Source organism: Collinsella sp. OM04-5, assembly GCF_003439125.1.
GTDB lineage: Bacteria > Actinomycetota > Coriobacteriia > Coriobacteriales > Coriobacteriaceae > Collinsella.
Genome location: NZ_QSUU01000008.1, coordinates 90,697 through 109,378 on the forward strand (window position 1 = coordinate 90,697; position 18,682 = coordinate 109,378).

An 18,682-nucleotide genomic window follows, 5' to 3' on the forward strand; every position below is an offset into this window, starting at 1 on the left:
AGGGTTGTTACCGGCGGCAGGGACTTGCCTGCGGGGAGCCGTGCTTACGAGATATCGATGGCGCGGTAGTAGTTGTCGGCCGGCAGACGGTTAAAGAGCTGGAAAGAAGAGCCGTTGAAACTGCCCGGATAGGCGGCGACCACAGGCACCTCATCAAAATCCGCAAGCATGCAATGGAGAAGCGTGTGCATGCGAAAGAATGGGAAGACCTCGCCCGCGCCGGTGAGGAGAACGACGTCTCCAGGCGCGTGCGGCTCGGTCTGCTCAAGGATGTACGCGGCGACTTTCTCGGGCGAGGCGAACTTGGCCACGTCCTTGAGCACGCGCTGGGTACCGCGGCGCTCCTCTTGGCGTGGGATGGCCTTAAGGACACGGCGCTTTTCGAGAATTGCCAGCACGGCGTCGTAGAGGTTCACGACCTTGAGCGTGCACGGAAGCTTGTCGGCCTCGGCATCGCGTGAAAGGGCGTCAAATAATGCACGCGCTTCAAACTCCAGCGCAGGGTCATAGCAAAAGGTGTGGAAGCCGATCTCATTGCCTATGCCCTTGTTGGCCAAAAAGTCCTCGCTGCACAGGCACTCGCGCAGAAGCTGCGCGCGTCGCTCAAATTCCTGATGGGCGTGCTCGGAGCGGACATGCGCCGCCACGACGCTCTTACGGGAATGGATGCCGAAATTAGTGGTGAGATCGGTCGCCGGGGTGATAGCAGGTTCAGCGGCGTTGTTGACGGGAGCCACGCTACATCACCACCCTGCCGGTAAGGGCCGCGATAAGCGACTGCTCGCCCAGCAGAACCAAGGCTCGCTCGACATCGGAATCGAGGAAGAGTGGTGACAGGCGCTCGGACTCCGGGCCCTGGCCCTCGCCGATAAGGCCGGCATGGCGGAGCGTCTGGCGGAGCGAGCCCTTAATGCGCTTGACCGTGGCCTCAGTCCAGCGGGCCGCGTCCGGATACTCCGTGGTAAAGCGTGTCATAAAGGCGTTGAGGTCAACCGCCGTAAAGGCATAATCGAAGTTTTGTAGGCGCTCCCCTACCTCGACGAGCACGAGCTCGCGCACGATATCGTAGCGGCAGATCATGCTGTAGAAGATGGCCTGGCCCGCCTGCGTGGGAGTGCCGGATGCCATGAGCCTGGTTAGGGATGACACGGCCTCGACGGCGATATTGGAGTCGATGCCACGCACGGCGCATGCGGCGTCCGTGGGCACCATGGCGTCGAGGCGTCGAAGGCACACGGTTGCGCGGTTGGCGACCATGCGCTCCGTGGGATATTGAAAGAGGTTCTCGCTCTTTACGCGTACAATGACCTGCTCGTCGCTTGCGCCCTGCATACGAAGGGCAGCGACGATGCGCATCTCATGCGGGAGGAATTGCTCGCGGGTGAGCACCCCCCCCCCGAACGCTTTTTGTGGTTATATCCACAGTACACGCTCCAAGGGTGTCAAAGGCTGTCACAAGTGCGCCGCAACCCGGCAGGCAGGTGCGGCGCACATGACAATAATCATACCTGTTGGTAAAAAAGTTACCACGCCCAGAGTGTCAAATGTTGAGCAACAAAATTAAATCCGGTTAACGGTCATTTTCGCAGCTCAGAAGCTTTGACGAGGTCGCCCCAAATCACACTTGCCAGACAACCGCGCTTACGAATGCAGGCACGCACACGCCCAACGCCATCCTCCGCTATATTCAACATAGAGTTATACATATGCTTCTATGTAAGGAGCTTCATATGTCTGTCGTAAAGTCTATTTCTGATCAGACGCGCGCACTAACTACCATTCAGGAACGCGAAGATCACATTCAACGTGCCATCGCTCGTGGCTACGACGACCTCACCAACGGTCGCGTGCGTCCTTGGGAGCAGGCAAAGGCAGAGGCAAATCGAACGCGAGCCATCAGCTAAGGTCGCCCCTCCCCCATGTAACCATCCTGTAAATCATAGCGGCGCACTCGAGTTTTACCATGATGCGGTCGCGCCTGGCGCTCCACTGTGCTAAAGTATCCCGAACGTTCAAACGACTATAAGGGGGACCTAGAAGATGGCACGTGTGCACAACTTCTCAGCTGGCCCGGCCGCACTGCCCACCAGCGTGCTCGCCGAGATCGCCGACGAGATGATGGACTACCGCGGTTGCGGCATGTCTGTGCTCGAGATGAGCCATCGATCTAGCATGTACCAGCAGATCATCGGCGACGCCGAGGCAACCCTGCGCCGCCTGCTGAGCATCCCCGGCAACTACCGTGTCCTGTTTTTGCAGGGCGGTGCCACGCTGCAGTTTGCGGGCATTCCCATGAACCTCATGCGCCGCGGCCGCGCCGGCTACGTCGTGACCGGCAACTTTGCCAACAAGGCGCACCAAGAGACCTCCAAGTACGGCGAGGCCGTGCTGCTCGCGAGCTCCGAGGACACCAATTTCGATCGCATTCCCACCATGGCCGACATCAACGCACGCATTGCCGCCGAGGCCGCGGGCAAAGGCCTCGACTACGTCTACATCTGCCAGAACAACACCATCTTTGGCACCATGTTCCACGAGCTGCCCGATTGCGGCGACGTGCCGCTGGTCGCCGATGTCTCGAGCTGCTTTCTGTCGCAGCCGCTCGACGTTGAGCGCTACGGGCTCATTTACGCCGGCGCGCAGAAAAACGCCGGCGCCGCGGGCGTGACCGTGGTCATCGTACGCGATGACCTCATCGCCAAAGGCCCCGCCTTTGCGCAGACGCCGCAGTACCTGGATCTTAAAACCCAGGCCGCCAAGGGCTCCATGCTCAACACGCCCAACACCTTTGGCATCTACGTGTGCGGCAAGGTGTTCCGTTGGGTGGAGCAGACCGGCGGGCTTGCCGCCATGGCCGAGCACAACTGGGCCAAGGCCAATCTGCTCTACGACCTGCTCGAGCGCAGCGAACTGTTCCACGGCACCGCGCAGGCCGACAGCCGCTCCATCGCCAACGTCACCTTCCGCACCGGCGATGCCGAGCTCGATGCCGCCTTTGTCGCGGGCGCGGCCGAGCACCAGATTCAAAACGTCAAGGGCCATCGCCTGATAGGCGGCATGCGCGCCAGCGTCTACAACGCCGTGGACCTAGAAGACGTGCAGGCACTGGCCACGTATATGAAGGACTTCGAAGCACAGCATAGTTTGAGCCCGCGATCTAACTAGCCCGCAACGCGCGGGCCGACCAGCCACCTCAGACCACCCTGTTTAGATCAAAACCCGCTAAGGAGTTTTCCATGCGCAAGATTAAGACCATCGACGACATCACCAAAGACGGCGAAGTCGAGTTTGGCGAGGGCTACGAGTTTGTAAGCACCGCCGAGGAGGCCGACGCCATCCTGATGCGCTCGACCGACCTGCACGGCTACGAGCTTCCCGAGGGCATCCGCGCCATCGCCCGCTGCGGCGCCGGCGTCAACAATATCCCCGTCGAGGAGTACGCCAAGAAGGGCGTCGTCGTCTTTAACTCCCCCGGCGCCAACAGCAACGCCGTCAAGGAGCTTGTCCTGGGCATGCTGGTGCTCTCGAGCCGTGGCGTAGTGCAGTCGATGAACTGGGTACGCGACAACGCCGACGATCCCGAGATTCAGGTCGACGCCGAGAAGGCAAAGAAGGCCTTTGTGGGCCGCGAGCTCAAGGGCAAACGCATTGGCGTCATCGGCCTGGGCAACGTGGGCTCCAAGGTCGCCAACGCCTGCGTCGATCTGGGCATGGACGTCTACGGCTACGACCCGTTCATTTCCGTCGAGCACGCGTGGGTGCTGAGCCGCGAGGTGCAGCGCGTGGGCACGCTCGAGGATCTGTGCCGCGGCTGCGACTACCTCACCGTGCACGTGCCCAGCAAGGCCGACACCATCGGTATGATCAGCACCGAGCAGATTAACCTGCTAGCGCCCGACGCCGTGCTCATCAACTACGCGCGCGAGACCATCATTGACGAAGACGCCGTCGACGCCGCCCTGCGCGAGGGCAAGCTCAGCTGGTTTAGCTGCGACTTTGCCACGCCCAAGACCGTCAAGATGCCCAATACGTTTATCACCACGCATTCGGGCGCCGGCACCGGCGAGGCCGAGGCCAACTGCGCCGACATGGCCATCAGCGAGCTCAAGGATTACCTGGAAAACGGCAACATCGCGCACAGCGTCAACTACCCCGCCTGCAGCATGGGCAAGGCGCGCGCCGCAAGCCGCATCGCCTGCCTGCACGCCAACGTGCCCAACATGATTGGCCAGATCACGGCAATCCTTGCTAAGGACAACGCCAACGTGCAGCGCATGACCAACGAGTCCGCCGGCGAGAACGCCTACACCATGTTCGACACCGACGAGCACCTGGACAGCAGCACCATCGAGGCGCTCAAGCAGATTCCGTCGATGTATCGCGTGCGCGTGATTAAGTAGCGCCGGCGCCAAACCTGCCAGACAGACCACGAAGCCCATTCGCCCCCCGTTTTCACGAAACGGGGGGCGATTTTGTTGCTCCGGATGACTTTAAAATGATACCCAGAACAAGTTTTTTCAGATAATCGATAGTGAGGCTCCAGTCGCTAAGCACACCCGCTTTGATAAACAGCTTTATCAGGGACTTTAGTAGGTAAAAATCGGTCTCTATGTGCCGAATGTAAGTTGACTGTCCATTTTCCGAAACAACTTATTCTAGGTAGCATTTTTAAGGCCCGTCCAAGGCAAAATATAAGTATTTTGCGACCAAAACTCTAGTCCGCGCGACCATTTTCCGCCCGCGCGGCTACATTCCCGCCCAATCGATAAAAATCTCCTCACGAAGCCGCCGTTCGAGCTCCTGCTGCCGCGGCGTCTTGTCTTTCAGCGGCACATCGAGATAGGACATGATGAGCTCCATCACCACGCGGAAGGCATCGGAATCGGCCAGCTGACCATAGGTCATCAGAACGACGGGATATCCCATGGCTTGCAAAGCCGTCGTTCGATCGGAGTCCGAGATCTTGGATTCTATGGATCCGTGTATGGCTTTACCTTGGCATTCAACCAGGCACTCTCGGCTGCCGTCCTTATTTGCCAGCAGAATATCGGCATAGCGCCTATCAAGCCCCGAAATCAGGCGGGCACTGCGCGTCAAGCGAATCTCGACGTTATTGGTAAGGCGCAGCCCTTCGCCGCCGCGCAACCTCGTAAGGCCAAACAGCATCGAAGCCTGGACCTCGAGCGGCGATGCCGCCACCCCCGTAATGCATTTCGCGGCACGCGTGAACGATTTAGCGCCGCGGAGCCCCGGGATCTTATCGACGTACTCGGTAAGCTCAGAGAGCTCGATCAAGGGAGGTCGTTTCCACAAGTCCGTTGGATTCCCCGAGACATCCTTTACGTTTTCCCAGCCCGACCGTGCGTCACCCCACCGGCCCCCGTATGCCTGCTCAAGTGCCGACTTTACCTGAGGTGCAATCTTGCACACGGCAAAGGTGCCGCACATCTCATACATGCACATGATTAGACGCTCGTTTGAGACCGAGGAAGCCAGGGTCAGCAGGGTAAAGAGTGGGGACGCAACATCGAGGCCAAACTCCGTCTGCCGCACGGAATCAAACGGCCTCTCCCCGTTCCAAACATGCCTGACAATGCGATCGCCCTTACGTCCGCAGCTGCCCTGCGCCAACACGTGTAACGGGGTGCCCAGGAAATGCGTGACGAGCGGATGCTCACATAGGTGCTCCCTGCGCGGATCGTCCGCAGAATCGGGCAGGTCCGGCATTATTGCCAAGACCTGTGGAGGTATCCGGTGATACCGAAAGGCAGATATGTCGCACAGCATGTCGTCCATGAAGGGTACGTACCCGCTGCGTCGCTTGTGAACCCGCTCGGACGGCAAACGCGCTGGCTCGGCCTGCGAACGGTAAATACTGCCACGCCCACGTCGCGGATCTCTCAGGAGGCTTACAATCGGTTTGGAAAGCAAACTGATTGTGAGGTTGCATATGGTTGATGAGGACTTTGCCTGGCGGCTTACGCAAGGACTCGTGCGGATCGACAGCTCAGACCCGGGCGCGTATGAGGATGAAATTGAGCGCTTCATTAAGAGGCTCATTGAGCAGCAGCTGGCACAACTTGATAGTTCTGCGCTCGATGCCGTGCAGAATGAGGAGCTCGAAGTGCTGCCCGGGCGCCGCAACCTTAAAGTCACCGTGCCGGGCCAAAGCGACGAGCCGCGGCTGGTCTATATCTGCCACATGGATACCGTCACCTTGGGCGATGGCTGGGACGCAGACATCGCACCGCTTGGGGCGGTTGTGCGCGACGATAAACTCTATGGCCGCGGTGCCTGCGATATGAAGGGTGGCCTGGCCTGCGCCATTGCCGCACTGGTCCATACGCTCGAGCGCGTGGCGGCGGATGGCGCGCTGCCACGCCGCGGCTTTTCGCTCATCTGCTCGGTCGACGAGGAAGACTTTATGCGCGGCTCCGAGGCGGCCATCAATGCCGGCTGGGTCGGCTCGCGCGAATGGGTGCTGGACACCGAGCCCACCGACGGGCAGATCCAGGTGGCGCACAAGGGGCGTACGTGGTTCGAGATTGAAATGGCTGGCGTGACGGCGCATGCAAGCCAGCCTTGGAAGGGCGCCGACGCCGTCGCCGCCATAGCCGAGGTCGCGTGCTCGCTTCGTCGCACGTTTGCGACGCTACCTTTACATGAGGAGCTGGGGCCATCGACCATCACGTTTGGACAGATCGAGGGTGGCTACCGTCCCTATGTCGTGCCCGACCACGCTAAGGTCTGGGTCGATATGCGCCTGACCCCGCCGACTGATACGGCCGCCGCGACGCGCATGGTAGAGCAGGCCATCGCCGTCGCCGAAGCCGCCGTTCCCGGTTGCCATGGCAGCTACACCGTGACGGGCGACCGCCCCGCCATCGAGCGCGACCCGAACTCTCCCCTTCTAGCAGCGCTCAAGCGTGCCGCCGATGACGTGACGGACGCGGACACGACCGTCGGCTTCTTTACCGGCTACACCGACACCGCCGTCATTGCCGGCAAGACAGGCAACCGCAATTGTATGAGCTACGGCCCCGGCTCGTTGGCGCTCGCACACAAGCCCGACGAGTATGTGCCCCATGCCGATATCGTTCGCTGCCAAAACGTGCTCATCGTGCTTGCCGATAACACGCTCTGGGACGCAAGCGGCCAAGTTGGGGCATAATAAGCCGCGAACAAACCGACTCGCGCGTTAGGACCGCCCATGAAAGCACTTCCGTTTCCCTGCATCCGCCCGGCTCAGGACCGTGTGCTCGAGGCGCTGCCTGCGATGGGCGGTATCCTGAGCGGCAACGACGCCCTGCGCGGCGCCATTGCTGACGGCCTAATGCTCAAGGACCCGGGTGCGGCGTATTACGTGTACGAATGCTCGGGCGAGCCGGGACGTGCGACGGGCGTCGTGGCGATTTGCCCGGTTAACGTGCTGACGGGCGGCGACGAGACTGCCGCCGAGAGCATCGACGCACTCGCCACCGCGCGCGCGATCGCCGAGCTCAAGGTGCAGCCGCGCCCCGTGTCGCTCGCCTACGAGGCGTCGCCCGTCATGGATATCATTTTGAGCGCTGCCAAAGAGGGCGCATCGCTCTACGCCGTCACCGATCCCGCGGGCGTCACACATCGCGTGTGGGAGGTCAAGCGCGAGGACGCCGTTGCCGCCATCCGTGCCATGCTCGATCAGGCGCCCGACCCGGTGTTCGCCGGTGACTCCGCCTATGTCGCCGCACTGGCTGGGGCATCGCAGATTCTGGCCGACGAGGCCCGCGCTGCCGGCGCCTACTCTGGCAAAGAGCCGTTCAACTTTGCTGTAGCCGTGCTGTTCCCCGCCGCGCAGGTCAGCGGCAGCGCGCCGCAGGTTCCGACGGGTCTGCTCACTCACCAGGTCTCACGGTTCTAGCGAACTCAAACGCTAAGCTGGAAAACCCAGCATCCAAACAAACAAGGGGCGGGGATGCAATGCCCGTGCATGCATCCCCGCCCCTTTCGCATCAAACAATTTCGCCGGCAAACCGCGCCGCAACGCCAGCGCTACCCGCGCTGCGGGCCTACTGCCGCTACAAGCGGTTCAAGCCCCAGCTCGCACGCGTAATCCTCCTGCGTAAAGACTTCGACCAACTCAAACGTGTCGGATTCGTCGCCAAACGCAAAGTGCAGCACCGAGCAGTTGCCCGGCACGCGATCGCGCTCGTCGGCCGCCGCACCCTTCACGTGATCCATAAACTCCTTGATAGCCGAGCCATGGCTTACCGCGAGCACACACGTATGGTCCGGACGCTGCATGAGTTCGGTCAGCGTCGTCACCATGCGCTCGCGCACCTGGATCTGGCCCTCGCCGCCAAATTGACGATAGAAATCGCGCCACGGGCGCTCGGGCATAAGCATCACGCGCTCGGCCTCAAAGTCGCCAAAGAACCACTCACGCAGGCCGTCCAGGCGCTCGTACGCCAAGCCCGGCCACAAGTTGGCGATAGTCTGCTCGGTGCGATGAAGCGTGGAGGTGTAGGCATGATCGGGCTCAATGCCGCGCGCACGTAAAAACATGCCGGCGCGCGCCGCCTGGTCGCAACCCAACTGCGTAAGCGGCGAGTCACTCCACCCCTGAATGATACGCTTAAGGTTGAATATCGTCTGTCCATGACGGACCAGATACAGATCTTTATTCATAGGGGTCCTTTCGTTCGTTACCAACCCAAGAGCGAAAACGCCCCGTCGCAATAGCCAAAATGAAGCACGGCACCGTTGTCGGGTAGCTCTCCCCCGCCAGTCACATACTCAAGAAACTCCTGGCAGGCTGAGCCGTGGGAAACCGCCAGCACGCAGTTGTGCTGCGGCCGGGCCATAATACGGGACAGCGCCGCGACCATGCGCGACTGAAGCTGCACTTCCGACTCGCCGCCAAAGGCCACCGGATAATCGCCCCAGGGCTGCGGCGGCATCTCGCGATTTGATGTGCCCTCCAGCGAGCCAAAATGCCACTCACGCAGGTCATCGACCAGCTCAATGGAACGGCCCTCGCCAACGATAAGCTCGGCCGTATGCCGCGCCCGGCCCAACGGCGAGGAATACACATGATCAAAGGCCACGCCACGCGCCGCAAACGCCGTACGCGCCGTCAGCGCCTGCTCGCGCCCGCGCGCCGTAAGCGGCGAATCGTGCCAGCCCTGCAAAATGCTCTGCACATTGAGCTCAGTCTGCCCATGCCGCACCAAATACAGATCTGCCACACGCTCTCCCCTCGTACCACCACAAAGGGGACAGGCACCTTTGTGGTGGTTTACCGTCTGATCACGCCGCGGTGACGCTCAGCTACACCAGCACGTCGGCGAGCGGGCGCTTGGGTACGTGGTGCACCTGCGCATCGTCACGCCAGTAATTAATTGAGCCGTCGGGGTTGGAATCGATCGCATCGATCATCTGCGTCTCGGCCGGCACGCCAAAAGCCATGATCAGCTTGAGCTCATACTTGTCGTTATCGAGCCCCATAGCATCGATCGCGTGGGGCGTAAAGGCCTTGAACATGCAGGCTGCCACCTCGGGCGTGGCGCTGCGAGCGGCGAGCATCATCGTCTGCGCGGCAATGCCCGTGTCGACCTCGGTGATGGGCGCGGCGGGCTTACCCGGAACAGCGCGCTCGGCAAGAATCGCGATGTAGCCGGTCGGACGCTCGCCCTCGGCAGGACCCGACCAATCCTTAAGCGCGCCGGCCCATGCAAGCTCATCAAATACACGCGCGCAATCCTCGGCACCGCTCACCACATGAAAACGCAGACGCTGAGCATTGGCGCCGCAGGGAGCCAGGTGCGCCAGTTCCGCCAGCTCGAGCAAAAACTCGCGCGGCACGCGCATGGACTCGTCAAAACGGCGGCACGTACGGGCGCGGCGGACCAGCGCGTCAAACGTGTCCAGGCCAAGCTTTTCGCAACCCTGCTTTGCCATCGACTCGGCGCTTACCGGCGCCGCGGGAACAGCTTCGTTCATAAGACCCCCAATAAAAGCCAATTGTTCTTAAGAAAATCTAACCTAAAACGTAGGCAATTACACACAGCGGCGCAATGTTCCACACCTGTTGAATATTCCGCATCCAAACGGGAACAAAGGTAACAATTCGGGAAGATGAGGCTCCCATTCGCCCTTCCCGCCCCACGCGACGGCGCCCTTGGGCGATACTGGTTGCAAGAGCTACGGCTTACGCCGCACGGAAAGGAGACATCATGGGCATCTTTAAGAACGATGACAAGCAATCGAGCGCGTTTGGATTTGACGAGAAAAGCATGGCAGGCAAGGCCGTCAAGGCCGTGCGCTGGATTTACGCCATCACGGGCGTCTTGGCGCTCGTCGCCGGCATCGCACTGCTGTTTGCGCCCGCCAAATCCCTCGTCTTCCTGACGACCGTCTTGGGCATCTACTTTGTGATCACGGCCGCGATCAGGCTGTTTACCGCTGTTTTCGAGCCGCTGCTGCCCACCGGCTGGCGCGTTACGAGCATCATCTCCAACCTGCTCATCATTCTGGGCGGCGTCATAATCCTGCGCAACCAGGCCTTCTCGACCGCGACGCTCACCACGCTCGTGGTGGTCGTCGCCGGCTTTGGCTGGATCGTCGAGGGCGTCATGTCGATTCTGGAATCCGAGCTTTCCGCCAACCGCGCCCTCGCCATCCTGAGCGGCGCGCTCTCCATCATCGCGGGCATGTTCGTGTTTATCTATCCGCTGTGGTCGGCCAAGATGCTCGTCATCTTTAGCGGTGCCGCGCTGCTGGTGTTTGGCGTGACGCTCATTGTTCGCGCCATTCAGTTTGGCAAACTGGTGCGCTAGATGCCACGAACGCTCTTTATTGATGCAGACGCCTGCCCGGTCACGCGCGAGTCGATTGACTGCGCGCGGCGGGCGGGCGTCGCCGTTGTTATCGCCGGCAACAGCACGCAAAACCTGGAACGGCACATTCGCCGCGACGACCCGCGCGATGCCGAGCACGCGCGACGCGGCTTTTGGGTCACGACGCTCGACGTGAGCGTGGGCGCCGACAGCGCCGACTTTGCCATTGTCGAACGCCTGCAGGCGGGCGACGTGGTCGTGACGCAGGACATTGGCTTGGCGAGCATGGTGCTCGGGCGCGATGCCGCCGCTATCGGTGTGCGCGGGCGCGTCTACGACAAAGCAACCATCGACATGCAGCTGTTTATTCGCCACGAGGAAAAGAAGGTACGCCGCGCCGGCGGACGCACTCGCGGTCCGGCAGCATTTACCAGCGAAGACCGCGCCCGCTTTAAACGCAACCTCACCGAGCTGCTGCGCTAACCAAGGTAGATTTTTGGGCTTAGAGACCAAAGGCGGAGAGAACGAGTCCCCAGCCGGCGCCGATGACGTACATCATGACCAGAAACAGGGCGTTTTCGCGAGCGCTGCGGTTGGTGCGGAACAGCACCAGGTAGCCCACGCCAGCGGAAATGAGCGTGCCGGCGAGCATCGGGGCCAGCTGCAGCGCGCCTTCCAGGTACAGCTGCGTAATGACTACGCTCGCTGAGCAGTTGGGGATCAGGCCGACAAGCGCCGAGCCCAGGACGGCGAGCGTCTCATTGCCGCGCAGGAACTGCTCGATTGCGGACTCGCCAAAGGCCTCGAGGACGGCGACCAGAATCAACGTCACCAGGAAAATAAATGCCGATACCTGCACGGTATGCGAGATGGCGCTGCGGATAATCGACAGGACAGGAGCGCCTTCGTGGGAGTGGGAGTGACCGTGGTCATGATGGTGTTCATGCTCGCCCTCATGTTCGTGATCGTGGCCATGTCCGTGTTCGTGCTCGTCCTCGTCTTCATCACAACCGCAATGGTCACGCTCGCACAACTCGTGGATATGGTCGGCGCTCACGCCCGCCTCGGCAACCTCGTCGATGATGTCACCGCCAGTGTGGTCGTCGTGCGCACAGTTCACATGAGCCGGATTGGCAGCAGTCCCCAACACGGTACGGCGAATCGCCGCATGCGCGCGGGCATTACGACGAAGGCCGCGGATAGCCGCATCCACGATAAAGCCCGTGACCAGAGCGATCAGCGCCTTCGAGGCGAGCAGCATCGCCATGGTCTGCACGGGAACTTGCTCGGCGAGCAACAGCGGCAGCATCTCGTCTGAGGTCGAGAGGAACACCGCAACCAGCGTGCCCAGCGTCACGACGCGACCGGCGTACAGCGTGGCCGCCATGGCCGAAAAGCCGCACTGCGGCACCATGCCCAGCAACGAGCCAACCACGGGGCCGGCGGCGCCCGCGCGCTTGATAGCGCCGTTGACGCGGTCGCCCGCCACATGCTCCAGCGTCTCGAGGGCAAGATACGTCACCAACAAAAACGGCACCAGGGACAGCGTGTCCTTGCCGGCGTCGAGCAGAATATCAATCAGTAAATCCATGACGGATGGAACCTTTCGTGTCTTTCGGCAACATTGTAAAAGTCCTAGCGGTCAACTAGGGTATTGTAGTTGTCCCGGGCGTTGTGCCAATAGTTGCCCATGGTAAACTATCATCTCGCCACAACTCAGTAACCCCGAGCCGCGCGACGCGGCCCGTCCAAGGAGCAGCCTATGAACGTTTCGCAAGCACTCGAATACGAGCGCCAGCCGTTTATCCCCATGTTTATCTATGGCGATCACGGCGCCATGGAGTCCGAGCGCCAGAAGGGCGAGGAGGCCCTCAAGGCGCTCGAAACCGAGTACTTTACCGCCGAGGGCGACCCCGGTTTCGACTTTGCCACCGTGCGCGACCTGGCCGACCGCAACCGCGACCTGTGCGACCAGATCGGCGAGGCGCGCCTGCGCAACGTGACGCCCGCGACGCTTTCGCGCGGCCTGTCCGATGCCGACACCTGCGCCGCCATCGGCAAGATGCAAAAGCGCACCGCCGCGTCGGTCATGCGCGAGATCCGCGGCGACCGCGACGCGCTCGGCGTGGCCTACGCCCGTAAGCCCATCCAGGGCACCGTGCTCGGTATCGACATCGAGACCACCGGCCGTGCACCCGAACGCGGTTATATCATCAACGTCGGCTGGGAGATCATGGAACTCACCAGCGACGCCGTCCCGCACGATGCCGAGGCGCACTACTGTGGCCTGCCCGACATCTACCGCGGCGAGGATGTGCCGCTATCGAACATCCATCACATTACTTGGGACGACATCGACGGCAAAAAGCCGTTCCGCGAGAACAAGGAACTGCAGAAGCAGCTGCTCAAGCTTATGAAGAAGTATCCCTATATGGCGCATAACGCCGCGTTCGAGGACAGCTGGTTCAAAATTCACCTGGACGGTTACGCCGAGGCGCGCCGTGCCGGCAAGATTATCGTCATCGATTCGCGCCAGATCTGCCGCAGCCTGGATGCCGACGTCCGCTCGCTCCCCCGCGAGTCCGCCCCCGCCGCGCTCGAGAACTGGGCGCGCCGCCGCGGAACCCTCGCCGCCGACGCCAACGAGCAGCATCTGGGTCTGGACGACACCGACCTCATGCTCCGCACGGTACAGGCCGAGTTCAACCTCAAGAACCTGTTTGCGAAATAACCGATCCATCTGCGGGAGCGCCTGCCAGGCACAGCGCAATCCTCTGGGCGCACCGGCACGCAGTAAACTAGGGCGCAGCCTTATGGCTGCACCCTAGTTTTCATCAAAACAAGCAAATACGCGTGCTTCACACAGTCGACAGGTTGACCCACCTACATTTTTCGAGTTGTTCGGCCAGCTGAACCACTAGTCAAGGCCCCTTGAACCGCAATCGAGCGCTGTAGTCGCCTTTATTTCGCAACCAAGCCCCATAAATCTACCTGAATCAATTCGAATAGGACATTGTAAACACACCATTCGTATAGGATAAGGCCGAATAACTCAAATTATGTTGGTGAGGCTTCTGGGCGTTCGGTAAAAACGCCCAGAAGCTACGAACCCGCAAATAAAGTTCACCAAAAAAGGCGCAGCTGGCAGAAACCTCCCCAGCCGAAGCTGCCCCCCCCTCAATACGACAGCTCAAAAACCCACCGTTCGCAGAAGATAAGCCGCGTCCCTATACCGTTGCCCGAAGTTTCGGGCACATGTGGCGTCCGCTATGCCATCATGCGCGTATGGGAATCGTTCTGTCACATACTACAGCACGCGCTGTATACCAAACAGCCAACTCGCTCGCAAGCTACGCGACCGATCCCATACCTATGGAAAAGATCAGGGTGTCTGCGCCGACCACATCCGACCTGGAAGCGGCACGAGCATGGCTCAAAAGAAAGAATGTCGATTCTGAACGCATCCATGTGCTGACGTTTTCCAATAATGCCAAAAGGCACCGCAAGGGCTGCATCTGCCACTGCACGCGCTATACGTTTGATGCAGAAAGCTACCTAGAACTCGAGCCGAACGTCTACATCGTCGATATCAAGCTGTGCGCGTTAGAAGCAACAGCCGACCTCAACCTTTCGGAGCTCGTTGAGTATTACTTTGAAATCTGCGGCTCCTACGCGCTTGAAACGTCCAACGAAACTCAATATCGCGAGCGCCCAGCCCTAACCAGCGTTGAAGAGCTCAGAGCCTTCTTTTCAGAGGCGTCGGGGTATCGTGGATCTAATAAAGCCCTTAAGGCACTTTCTTATGTACGCGAAGGCTGTCGCTCCCCACTCGAAACGGCGTTTGTCATGATGCTGACGATGCCCAAGTCAATGGGTGGCTTAGCCATACGCGCTATCAAAACGGATTATCCGATCCCAGTCCCCAAAAGATACGCCGCCCTAACGCGACGGACGGTTTTCTACCTCGACGCGCTGCTCGAGAATTCGATGACCGATATCGAATACAACGGCTTTTACCACGACGAGCCCGAGCAGCAATCAATTGACGAGGAACGCCGCAACACGCTGCGAAACATGGGATATGCCGTTATCACAGTTACTCGTCATTCGTTTTTCAAGCAGTCCGCTTTTGGACGGGTCATGGAAGCGATTCGCATTCGCGAGAAGATCTGGCCTGGTCGACTCCCGGATAACTTCACCATCCTGCAAGAAACTCTTCGTCAATTTGTCTTGCGGCGCTACTTCGAATACGGTCGCCGCGTCCTGGAGGCTCTCAAAGAAGAAGAGTCCGCCAAGCGCGAAATTGCAAGCCAATATCCGCAAGCTGATGACCCGAGCATCAACGATGTGCCCGAACCCGACGACATGCAACACGTCGGGGCCCTTGCTGAAGAAATCAATGGGCCTTGGGAATGCGACATGTCCGCAAAAATCGATGAAAACCGCACGGAAGACGACACGATTATTGATCTAATTGAGAATTCGCTCTTCTAAAGGCGGTCTCTGCGGATGTCCACCTACATTTTTCGACTTATTCGGCCACCTATGTGCCCGATTGGCCGCAGCAATGCTCAATATAACTTTAGATAAAACTGATTCTGCAGGAACTCCCGTAGAGAAAGAACTGATTCTCACGATATTTAACAAGATTAAGTACAAATATGAACAGTTCTAATGCTTCTCGAGGCGGCTTTCTTAGCATGCTGGCCGAACATCTCGAAATATGTTGGCGAGCATTGCATCGATGCATCCCAACCCACAGAAAATCGCAGAGGCGGCAAGCAGTCATCGAAATTATCGCAAATTGTATTGACATATGAACATGCGCTCATATAATCGGAAGTAAGTTATATGAGCGCATGTTCATATGAAAGGATATTGCAATGAGCATCCGCGTTGATGAAACGAAACCCGACATCGAGGCCACCGAGCCCGCGATCCCCACCACCTGCTCGCCCGAGGACCTTCCCGACGAGGAGCTTCTCTACGACCTCGCCGACCTGTTCAAGGTCTTCAGCGACACCACGCGCATCAAGATCCTCTACGCCCTCATGGGTCGCGAGCTCTGCGTGGCAGACATCGCCGAAGCGACCGAAACCTCGCAGTCGGCAGTATCGCACCAGCTGCGCACGCTTAAGCAGTCGCACCTGGTCAAGTTCCGGCGCGACGGGCGCAATATCCTCTACTCGCTTGCCGACGATCACGTCTATACCATGCTCAACCAAGGCATGAGCCACATCTGCGAATAGCGACCAACCACGGTACCAGCGCGGCCTGCACCCAAGCCGCAAAAACGGGAAAGGAACCCAACATGAAAAAGCAGTTTAAACTCGACGAGATCGACTGCGCCAACTGCGCGCGCGAGCTTCAGGACGAGCTGGCCAAGCTCGAGGGCGTCAAATCCGTGTCCGTCAACTTTATGACCCAGAAGCTGACGCTCGAGGCTGATGACGCCGAGTTCGACGAGGTCCTTGACCGCGTCGTGGAGTTCACCGCCGACGCCGAGCCGGACTGCGAGATCATTCTCTAGCCCAGGTTCACGCCAATCTTCAGGGCCGCGCTTGCCGCGGCCTTTGCTCGCGAAATTATATGAGCGAGTGTTCATACATTCAAATGGGAGGATACGAGTCATGGCCACCGCCGACCCCAAAAAGAAAAAGAAGAAGCGCACGAAAAAAGAGTCACTCGAGCATAAACGCAGCCGTATCCTGGTAGCGCTAGGCATTTTTGCGGTGGTGTACGCCCTCGACGAGCTCGGTGCCCTCACTGCCACATTCGGCGAGCCCGGCGACATCTATGCCAGCTTTGTGCTGTTCCTCGTGCCGTTTTTGATCGCCGGCCATGACGTACTGCAAAAGGCATTTAACAACATCCGCCGCGGTAAGGCCTTCGACGAGAGTTTCCTTATGGCAGTCGCGACCATCGGTGCATTTGCCATGGTGCTCTTCCCCGACACCGACCCGCACATGGCCGAAGGTGCCGCTGTCATGCTGTTCTACCAGGTCGGCGAGCTGTTCCAGGCATACGCCGTGGGCAAGAGCCGCAAGTCGATCAGTGCCATGATGGACATCGCGCCCGACTACGCTAACGTCGAGCAGACCGACGGCACGCTCGAGCAGGTCTTCCCCGATGACATCACCGTCGGCACCGTCATCGTCGTCAAGCCCGGCGAGCGCGTGCCCATCGACGGCGTTATCGTCGAGGGCGAGACGCAACTCGACACCGCCTCGCTCACGGGAGAGTCGGTCCCCCACCCGGCCAAAACCGGAGACGATATCATCAGCGGCTGCATCAACATGACGGGCCTCATCCACGTGCGCACCACTAAGCCATTTGGCGAATCCACCGTCGCTCGTGTCCTAGAGCTCGTGGAAAACGCCAGCGAAAAGAAGGCACGTACCGAGAACTTCATCACGCGCTTTGCCCGCGTCTACACTCCCGCCGTCACTGGCGCCGCCGCGGTACTCGCGCTCGGCGGCGGCCTGGTGACCGGCGCTTGGTCCGACTGGATCCTGCGCGGCCTGACCTTCCTCGTCGTCAGCTGCCCGTGCGCGCTGGTGATCAGCGTGCCGCTGAGCTTCTTTGGCGGCATCGGCGGCGCATCCAAGCTGGGCGTCCTTATCAAGGGTTCTAACTACCTCGAGACGCTCGCCGATGTGGACACCGTCGTCTTCGACAAAACCGGCACCCTCACGAACGGCACATTCTCGGTCGTCGCGGTGCACCCCGAGGCAGGCTATACCGAGCAGTCGCTGCTCGAAGTCGCGGCCCTTGCCGAGTCGTTCTCCGACCATCCCATCGCGCAGTCGGTACGTACCGCCTTCCAGGGCGAGCTCGATCCCAAGCGCGTAACGGATTCCACTAATGACGCGGGCCACGGCGTGACGGCAACCATCGACGGCAAGCCCGTCGTCGTCGGCAACGCCAAGATGCTCGCCGCCACCGACATCGAAGCACCCAATTGCGAGGTCGTCGGCACCATTCTCCACGTGCTGGTCGATGGCATCTATGCCGGCCATATCGTCATCGCCGACACCGTCAAGGCCGATGCCGAGCAAACGATTCGTGACCTGCACGCCGCCGGCGTTAAGCGCACCGTCATGCTCACGGGCGACCGCGGGGAAGTGGCGGCGTCCGTGGCCAAACAGCTCGGTCTCGACGAGTTCCATGCGCAGCTGTTGCCTGGTGACAAGGTCGAGCGCGTCGAGGCACTGCTCGCGGCCGAATCGGGCAAGGGCAAGCTCGCCTTTGTCGGCGACGGTATCAACGACGCTCCTGTGCTTACGCGCGCCGATGTGGGCATTGCCATGGGCGCCATGGGCTCCGACGCCGCGATCGAGGCCGCCGACGTGGTGCTGATGGACGACAAGCCGTCCAACATTTCCCGCGCGATCCGCGTGGCGCGCAAGACCATGACGATCGTTTGGCAGAACATAATCTTTGCGCTGGGCATTAAGCTGCTGATTCTGGTGCTCGCGGCGCTCGGCATCGCCAATATGTGGCTTGCCGTCTTTGGCGACGTGGGCGTGGCGATCATCGCCATCCTGAACGCCATGCGCGCGATGGGTGTCAAGAACCTGTAGCGCCTGTGGTCCCTCCGGCCGGGGCCGGGCTTGGTTTTGAAAACGTCCTCGCGCATGAGGCCCGTCTTTCCTGCTCCTGCGGAGCAACGGAAAGACGGGCCTCGCGGAATGTTTTCAAAACCAAGCCCGGACCCGGCCTGCGGTGACGTTGCTGGCGGTTCTTGGGCATCGCTTGCTGGCGGGGTTCCTTGTCTGAGTTGGACTTAGTTGATGGGGCTACTGGTCCCGGTCGCTGTCCCGCGCCTTTGGCGCGTGACAGCGCGCCTCTTTGGGAACGCAGAG

Annotated in this window: 19 protein-coding genes; 12 read left to right on the forward strand and 7 right to left on the reverse strand. The window is 60.2% G+C overall.

The features are described 5' to 3' along the window. Positions 1–44: 44 nt before the first annotated feature. Together DXB53_RS06230 and DXB53_RS06235 are read right to left on the reverse strand one after the other, a co-directional pair. Positions 45–737, reverse strand: coding sequence for a DUF1788 domain-containing protein (locus DXB53_RS06230; RefSeq protein WP_117583765.1), 693 nt, complete (start codon positions 735–737; stop codon positions 45–47). Between the two features lies 1 nt (position 738). Further along, the gene (locus tag DXB53_RS06235) at positions 739–1,389 is read right to left on the reverse strand and encodes a DUF1819 family protein (RefSeq protein WP_117583766.1); all 651 of its coding nucleotides are present in this window, start codon (positions 1,387–1,389) and stop codon (positions 739–741) included. Positions 1,390–1,730: 341 nt separating this feature from the next. Between DXB53_RS06235 and DXB53_RS09940 the strand changes: the two genes are divergently transcribed. The 3 genes from DXB53_RS09940 to DXB53_RS06245 all read left to right on the forward strand — a co-directional run bounded on the left by DXB53_RS09940 (position 1,731) and on the right by DXB53_RS06245 (position 4,400). Continuing rightward, the gene (locus DXB53_RS09940; RefSeq protein WP_158556504.1) at positions 1,731–1,904 is read left to right on the forward strand and encodes a hypothetical protein; all 174 of its coding nucleotides are present in this window, start codon (positions 1,731–1,733) and stop codon (positions 1,902–1,904) included. Between the two features lie 136 nt (positions 1,905–2,040). Then, positions 2,041–3,165 (forward strand): 3-phosphoserine/phosphohydroxythreonine transaminase, encoded by a 1,125-nt coding sequence (gene serC / locus DXB53_RS06240; RefSeq protein WP_117583767.1) that lies wholly within the window; start codon positions 2,041–2,043, stop codon positions 3,163–3,165. Positions 3,166–3,236: 71 nt separating this feature from the next. Then, entirely contained in the window at positions 3,237–4,400 is a 1,164-nt protein-coding gene (locus DXB53_RS06245) for a phosphoglycerate dehydrogenase (RefSeq protein WP_117583768.1), read from the forward strand. Between the two features lie 346 nt (positions 4,401–4,746). Here the strand turns inward: DXB53_RS06245 and DXB53_RS09895 are convergent, their stop codons facing one another. After that, positions 4,747–5,295, reverse strand: coding sequence for a hypothetical protein (locus DXB53_RS09895; RefSeq protein WP_147329322.1), 549 nt, complete (start codon positions 5,293–5,295; stop codon positions 4,747–4,749). Between the two features lie 655 nt (positions 5,296–5,950). Between DXB53_RS09895 and DXB53_RS06255 the strand changes: the two genes are divergently transcribed. Both DXB53_RS06255 and DXB53_RS06260 read left to right on the forward strand, forming a co-directional pair. Further along, on the forward strand, positions 5,951–7,171 hold the full coding sequence (locus DXB53_RS06255) for a M20 family metallopeptidase (protein ID WP_117583770.1): 1,221 nt from the start codon (positions 5,951–5,953) through the stop codon (positions 7,169–7,171). Positions 7,172–7,210: 39 nt separating this feature from the next. Next, positions 7,211–7,900 (forward strand): DUF1015 family protein, encoded by a 690-nt coding sequence (locus DXB53_RS06260; protein ID WP_117583771.1) that lies wholly within the window; start codon positions 7,211–7,213, stop codon positions 7,898–7,900. 131 nt (positions 7,901–8,031) lie between these two features. Here DXB53_RS06260 and DXB53_RS06265 read toward each other — a convergent pair whose 3' ends face one another. The 3 genes from DXB53_RS06265 to DXB53_RS06275 form a co-directional block, all read right to left on the reverse strand. Further along, on the reverse strand, positions 8,032–8,667 hold the full coding sequence (locus DXB53_RS06265) for a histidine phosphatase family protein (RefSeq protein WP_117583772.1): 636 nt from the start codon (positions 8,665–8,667) through the stop codon (positions 8,032–8,034). 17 nt (positions 8,668–8,684) lie between these two features. Next, positions 8,685–9,227, reverse strand: a complete 543-nt coding sequence (locus DXB53_RS06270) for a histidine phosphatase family protein (protein ID WP_117583773.1) — start codon at positions 9,225–9,227, stop codon at positions 8,685–8,687. Between the two features lie 82 nt (positions 9,228–9,309). Then, positions 9,310–9,981 carry a nitroreductase family protein gene (locus tag DXB53_RS06275; protein ID WP_117563980.1) on the reverse strand — a complete coding sequence of 224 codons (672 nt, stop codon included), beginning with the start codon at positions 9,979–9,981 and terminating at the stop codon, positions 9,310–9,312. Between the two features lie 233 nt (positions 9,982–10,214). On the opposite strand from DXB53_RS06275, the gene DXB53_RS06280 reads away from it, so the two are divergent. Then, positions 10,215–10,817 carry an HdeD family acid-resistance protein gene (locus tag DXB53_RS06280; protein ID WP_117583774.1) on the forward strand — a complete coding sequence of 201 codons (603 nt, stop codon included), beginning with the start codon at positions 10,215–10,217 and terminating at the stop codon, positions 10,815–10,817. After that, the gene (locus DXB53_RS06285) at positions 10,818–11,300 is read left to right on the forward strand and encodes a DUF188 domain-containing protein (RefSeq protein WP_006235439.1); all 483 of its coding nucleotides are present in this window, start codon (positions 10,818–10,820) and stop codon (positions 11,298–11,300) included. Positions 11,301–11,319: 19 nt separating this feature from the next. Here DXB53_RS06285 and DXB53_RS06290 read toward each other — a convergent pair whose 3' ends face one another. Next, a complete protein-coding gene (locus DXB53_RS06290) occupies positions 11,320–12,408 on the reverse strand; it encodes a putative manganese transporter (RefSeq protein WP_117583775.1) in 1,089 nt (362 codons plus the stop codon). A 171-nt stretch (positions 12,409–12,579) separates the two neighbouring features. On the opposite strand from DXB53_RS06290, the gene DXB53_RS06295 reads away from it, so the two are divergent. The 5 genes from DXB53_RS06295 (at position 12,580) to DXB53_RS06315 (ending at position 18,400) form a co-directional block, all read left to right on the forward strand. Continuing rightward, complete coding sequence (locus DXB53_RS06295; RefSeq protein ID WP_117583776.1) at positions 12,580–13,548, forward strand: 3'-5' exonuclease; 969 nt, start codon at positions 12,580–12,582, stop codon at positions 13,546–13,548. A gap of 641 nt (positions 13,549–14,189) precedes the next feature. Next, on the forward strand, positions 14,190–15,311 hold the full coding sequence (locus DXB53_RS06300) for a hypothetical protein (protein WP_147329321.1): 1,122 nt from the start codon (positions 14,190–14,192) through the stop codon (positions 15,309–15,311). A 389-nt stretch (positions 15,312–15,700) separates the two neighbouring features. Next, on the forward strand, positions 15,701–16,066 hold the full coding sequence (locus tag DXB53_RS06305) for a helix-turn-helix transcriptional regulator (protein WP_055285819.1): 366 nt from the start codon (positions 15,701–15,703) through the stop codon (positions 16,064–16,066). Positions 16,067–16,128: 62 nt separating this feature from the next. Next, a complete protein-coding gene (locus tag DXB53_RS06310) occupies positions 16,129–16,347 on the forward strand; it encodes a cation transporter (protein WP_117583778.1) in 219 nt (72 codons plus the stop codon). Positions 16,348–16,447: 100 nt separating this feature from the next. Next, positions 16,448–18,400 carry a heavy metal translocating P-type ATPase gene (locus tag DXB53_RS06315; RefSeq protein ID WP_233503827.1) on the forward strand — a complete coding sequence of 651 codons (1,953 nt, stop codon included), beginning with the start codon at positions 16,448–16,450 and terminating at the stop codon, positions 18,398–18,400. Positions 18,401–18,682 lie beyond the last annotated feature (282 nt).

What these genes read in the sequence shown, in the direction of transcription:
- DXB53_RS09940 (WP_158556504.1), top strand. Translation starts at nt 1,731, where the DNA reads ATGTCTGTCGTAAAGTCTATTTCTGATCAGACGCGCGCACTAACTACC.
- serC (WP_117583767.1), top strand. Translation starts at nt 2,041, where the DNA reads ATGGCACGTGTGCACAACTTCTCAGCTGGCCCGGCCGCACTGCCCACC.
- DXB53_RS06245 (WP_117583768.1), top strand. Translation starts at nt 3,237, where the DNA reads ATGCGCAAGATTAAGACCATCGACGACATCACCAAAGACGGCGAAGTC.
- DXB53_RS06255 (WP_117583770.1), top strand. Translation starts at nt 5,951, where the DNA reads ATGGTTGATGAGGACTTTGCCTGGCGGCTTACGCAAGGACTCGTGCGG.
- DXB53_RS06260 (WP_117583771.1), top strand. Translation starts at nt 7,211, where the DNA reads ATGAAAGCACTTCCGTTTCCCTGCATCCGCCCGGCTCAGGACCGTGTG.
- DXB53_RS06265 (WP_117583772.1), bottom strand. Translation starts at nt 8,667, where the DNA reads ATGAATAAAGATCTGTATCTGGTCCGTCATGGACAGACGATATTCAAC.
- DXB53_RS06275 (WP_117563980.1), bottom strand. Translation starts at nt 9,981, where the DNA reads ATGAACGAAGCTGTTCCCGCGGCGCCGGTAAGCGCCGAGTCGATGGCA.
- DXB53_RS06280 (WP_117583774.1), top strand. Translation starts at nt 10,215, where the DNA reads ATGGGCATCTTTAAGAACGATGACAAGCAATCGAGCGCGTTTGGATTT.
- DXB53_RS06285 (WP_006235439.1), top strand. Translation starts at nt 10,818, where the DNA reads ATGCCACGAACGCTCTTTATTGATGCAGACGCCTGCCCGGTCACGCGC.
- DXB53_RS06290 (WP_117583775.1), bottom strand. Translation starts at nt 12,408, where the DNA reads ATGGATTTACTGATTGATATTCTGCTCGACGCCGGCAAGGACACGCTG.
- DXB53_RS06295 (WP_117583776.1), top strand. Translation starts at nt 12,580, where the DNA reads ATGAACGTTTCGCAAGCACTCGAATACGAGCGCCAGCCGTTTATCCCC.
- DXB53_RS06300 (WP_147329321.1), top strand. Translation starts at nt 14,190, where the DNA reads ATGGAAAAGATCAGGGTGTCTGCGCCGACCACATCCGACCTGGAAGCG.
- DXB53_RS06305 (WP_055285819.1), top strand. Translation starts at nt 15,701, where the DNA reads ATGAGCATCCGCGTTGATGAAACGAAACCCGACATCGAGGCCACCGAG.
- DXB53_RS06310 (WP_117583778.1), top strand. Translation starts at nt 16,129, where the DNA reads ATGAAAAAGCAGTTTAAACTCGACGAGATCGACTGCGCCAACTGCGCG.
- DXB53_RS06315 (WP_233503827.1), top strand. Translation starts at nt 16,448, where the DNA reads ATGGCCACCGCCGACCCCAAAAAGAAAAAGAAGAAGCGCACGAAAAAA.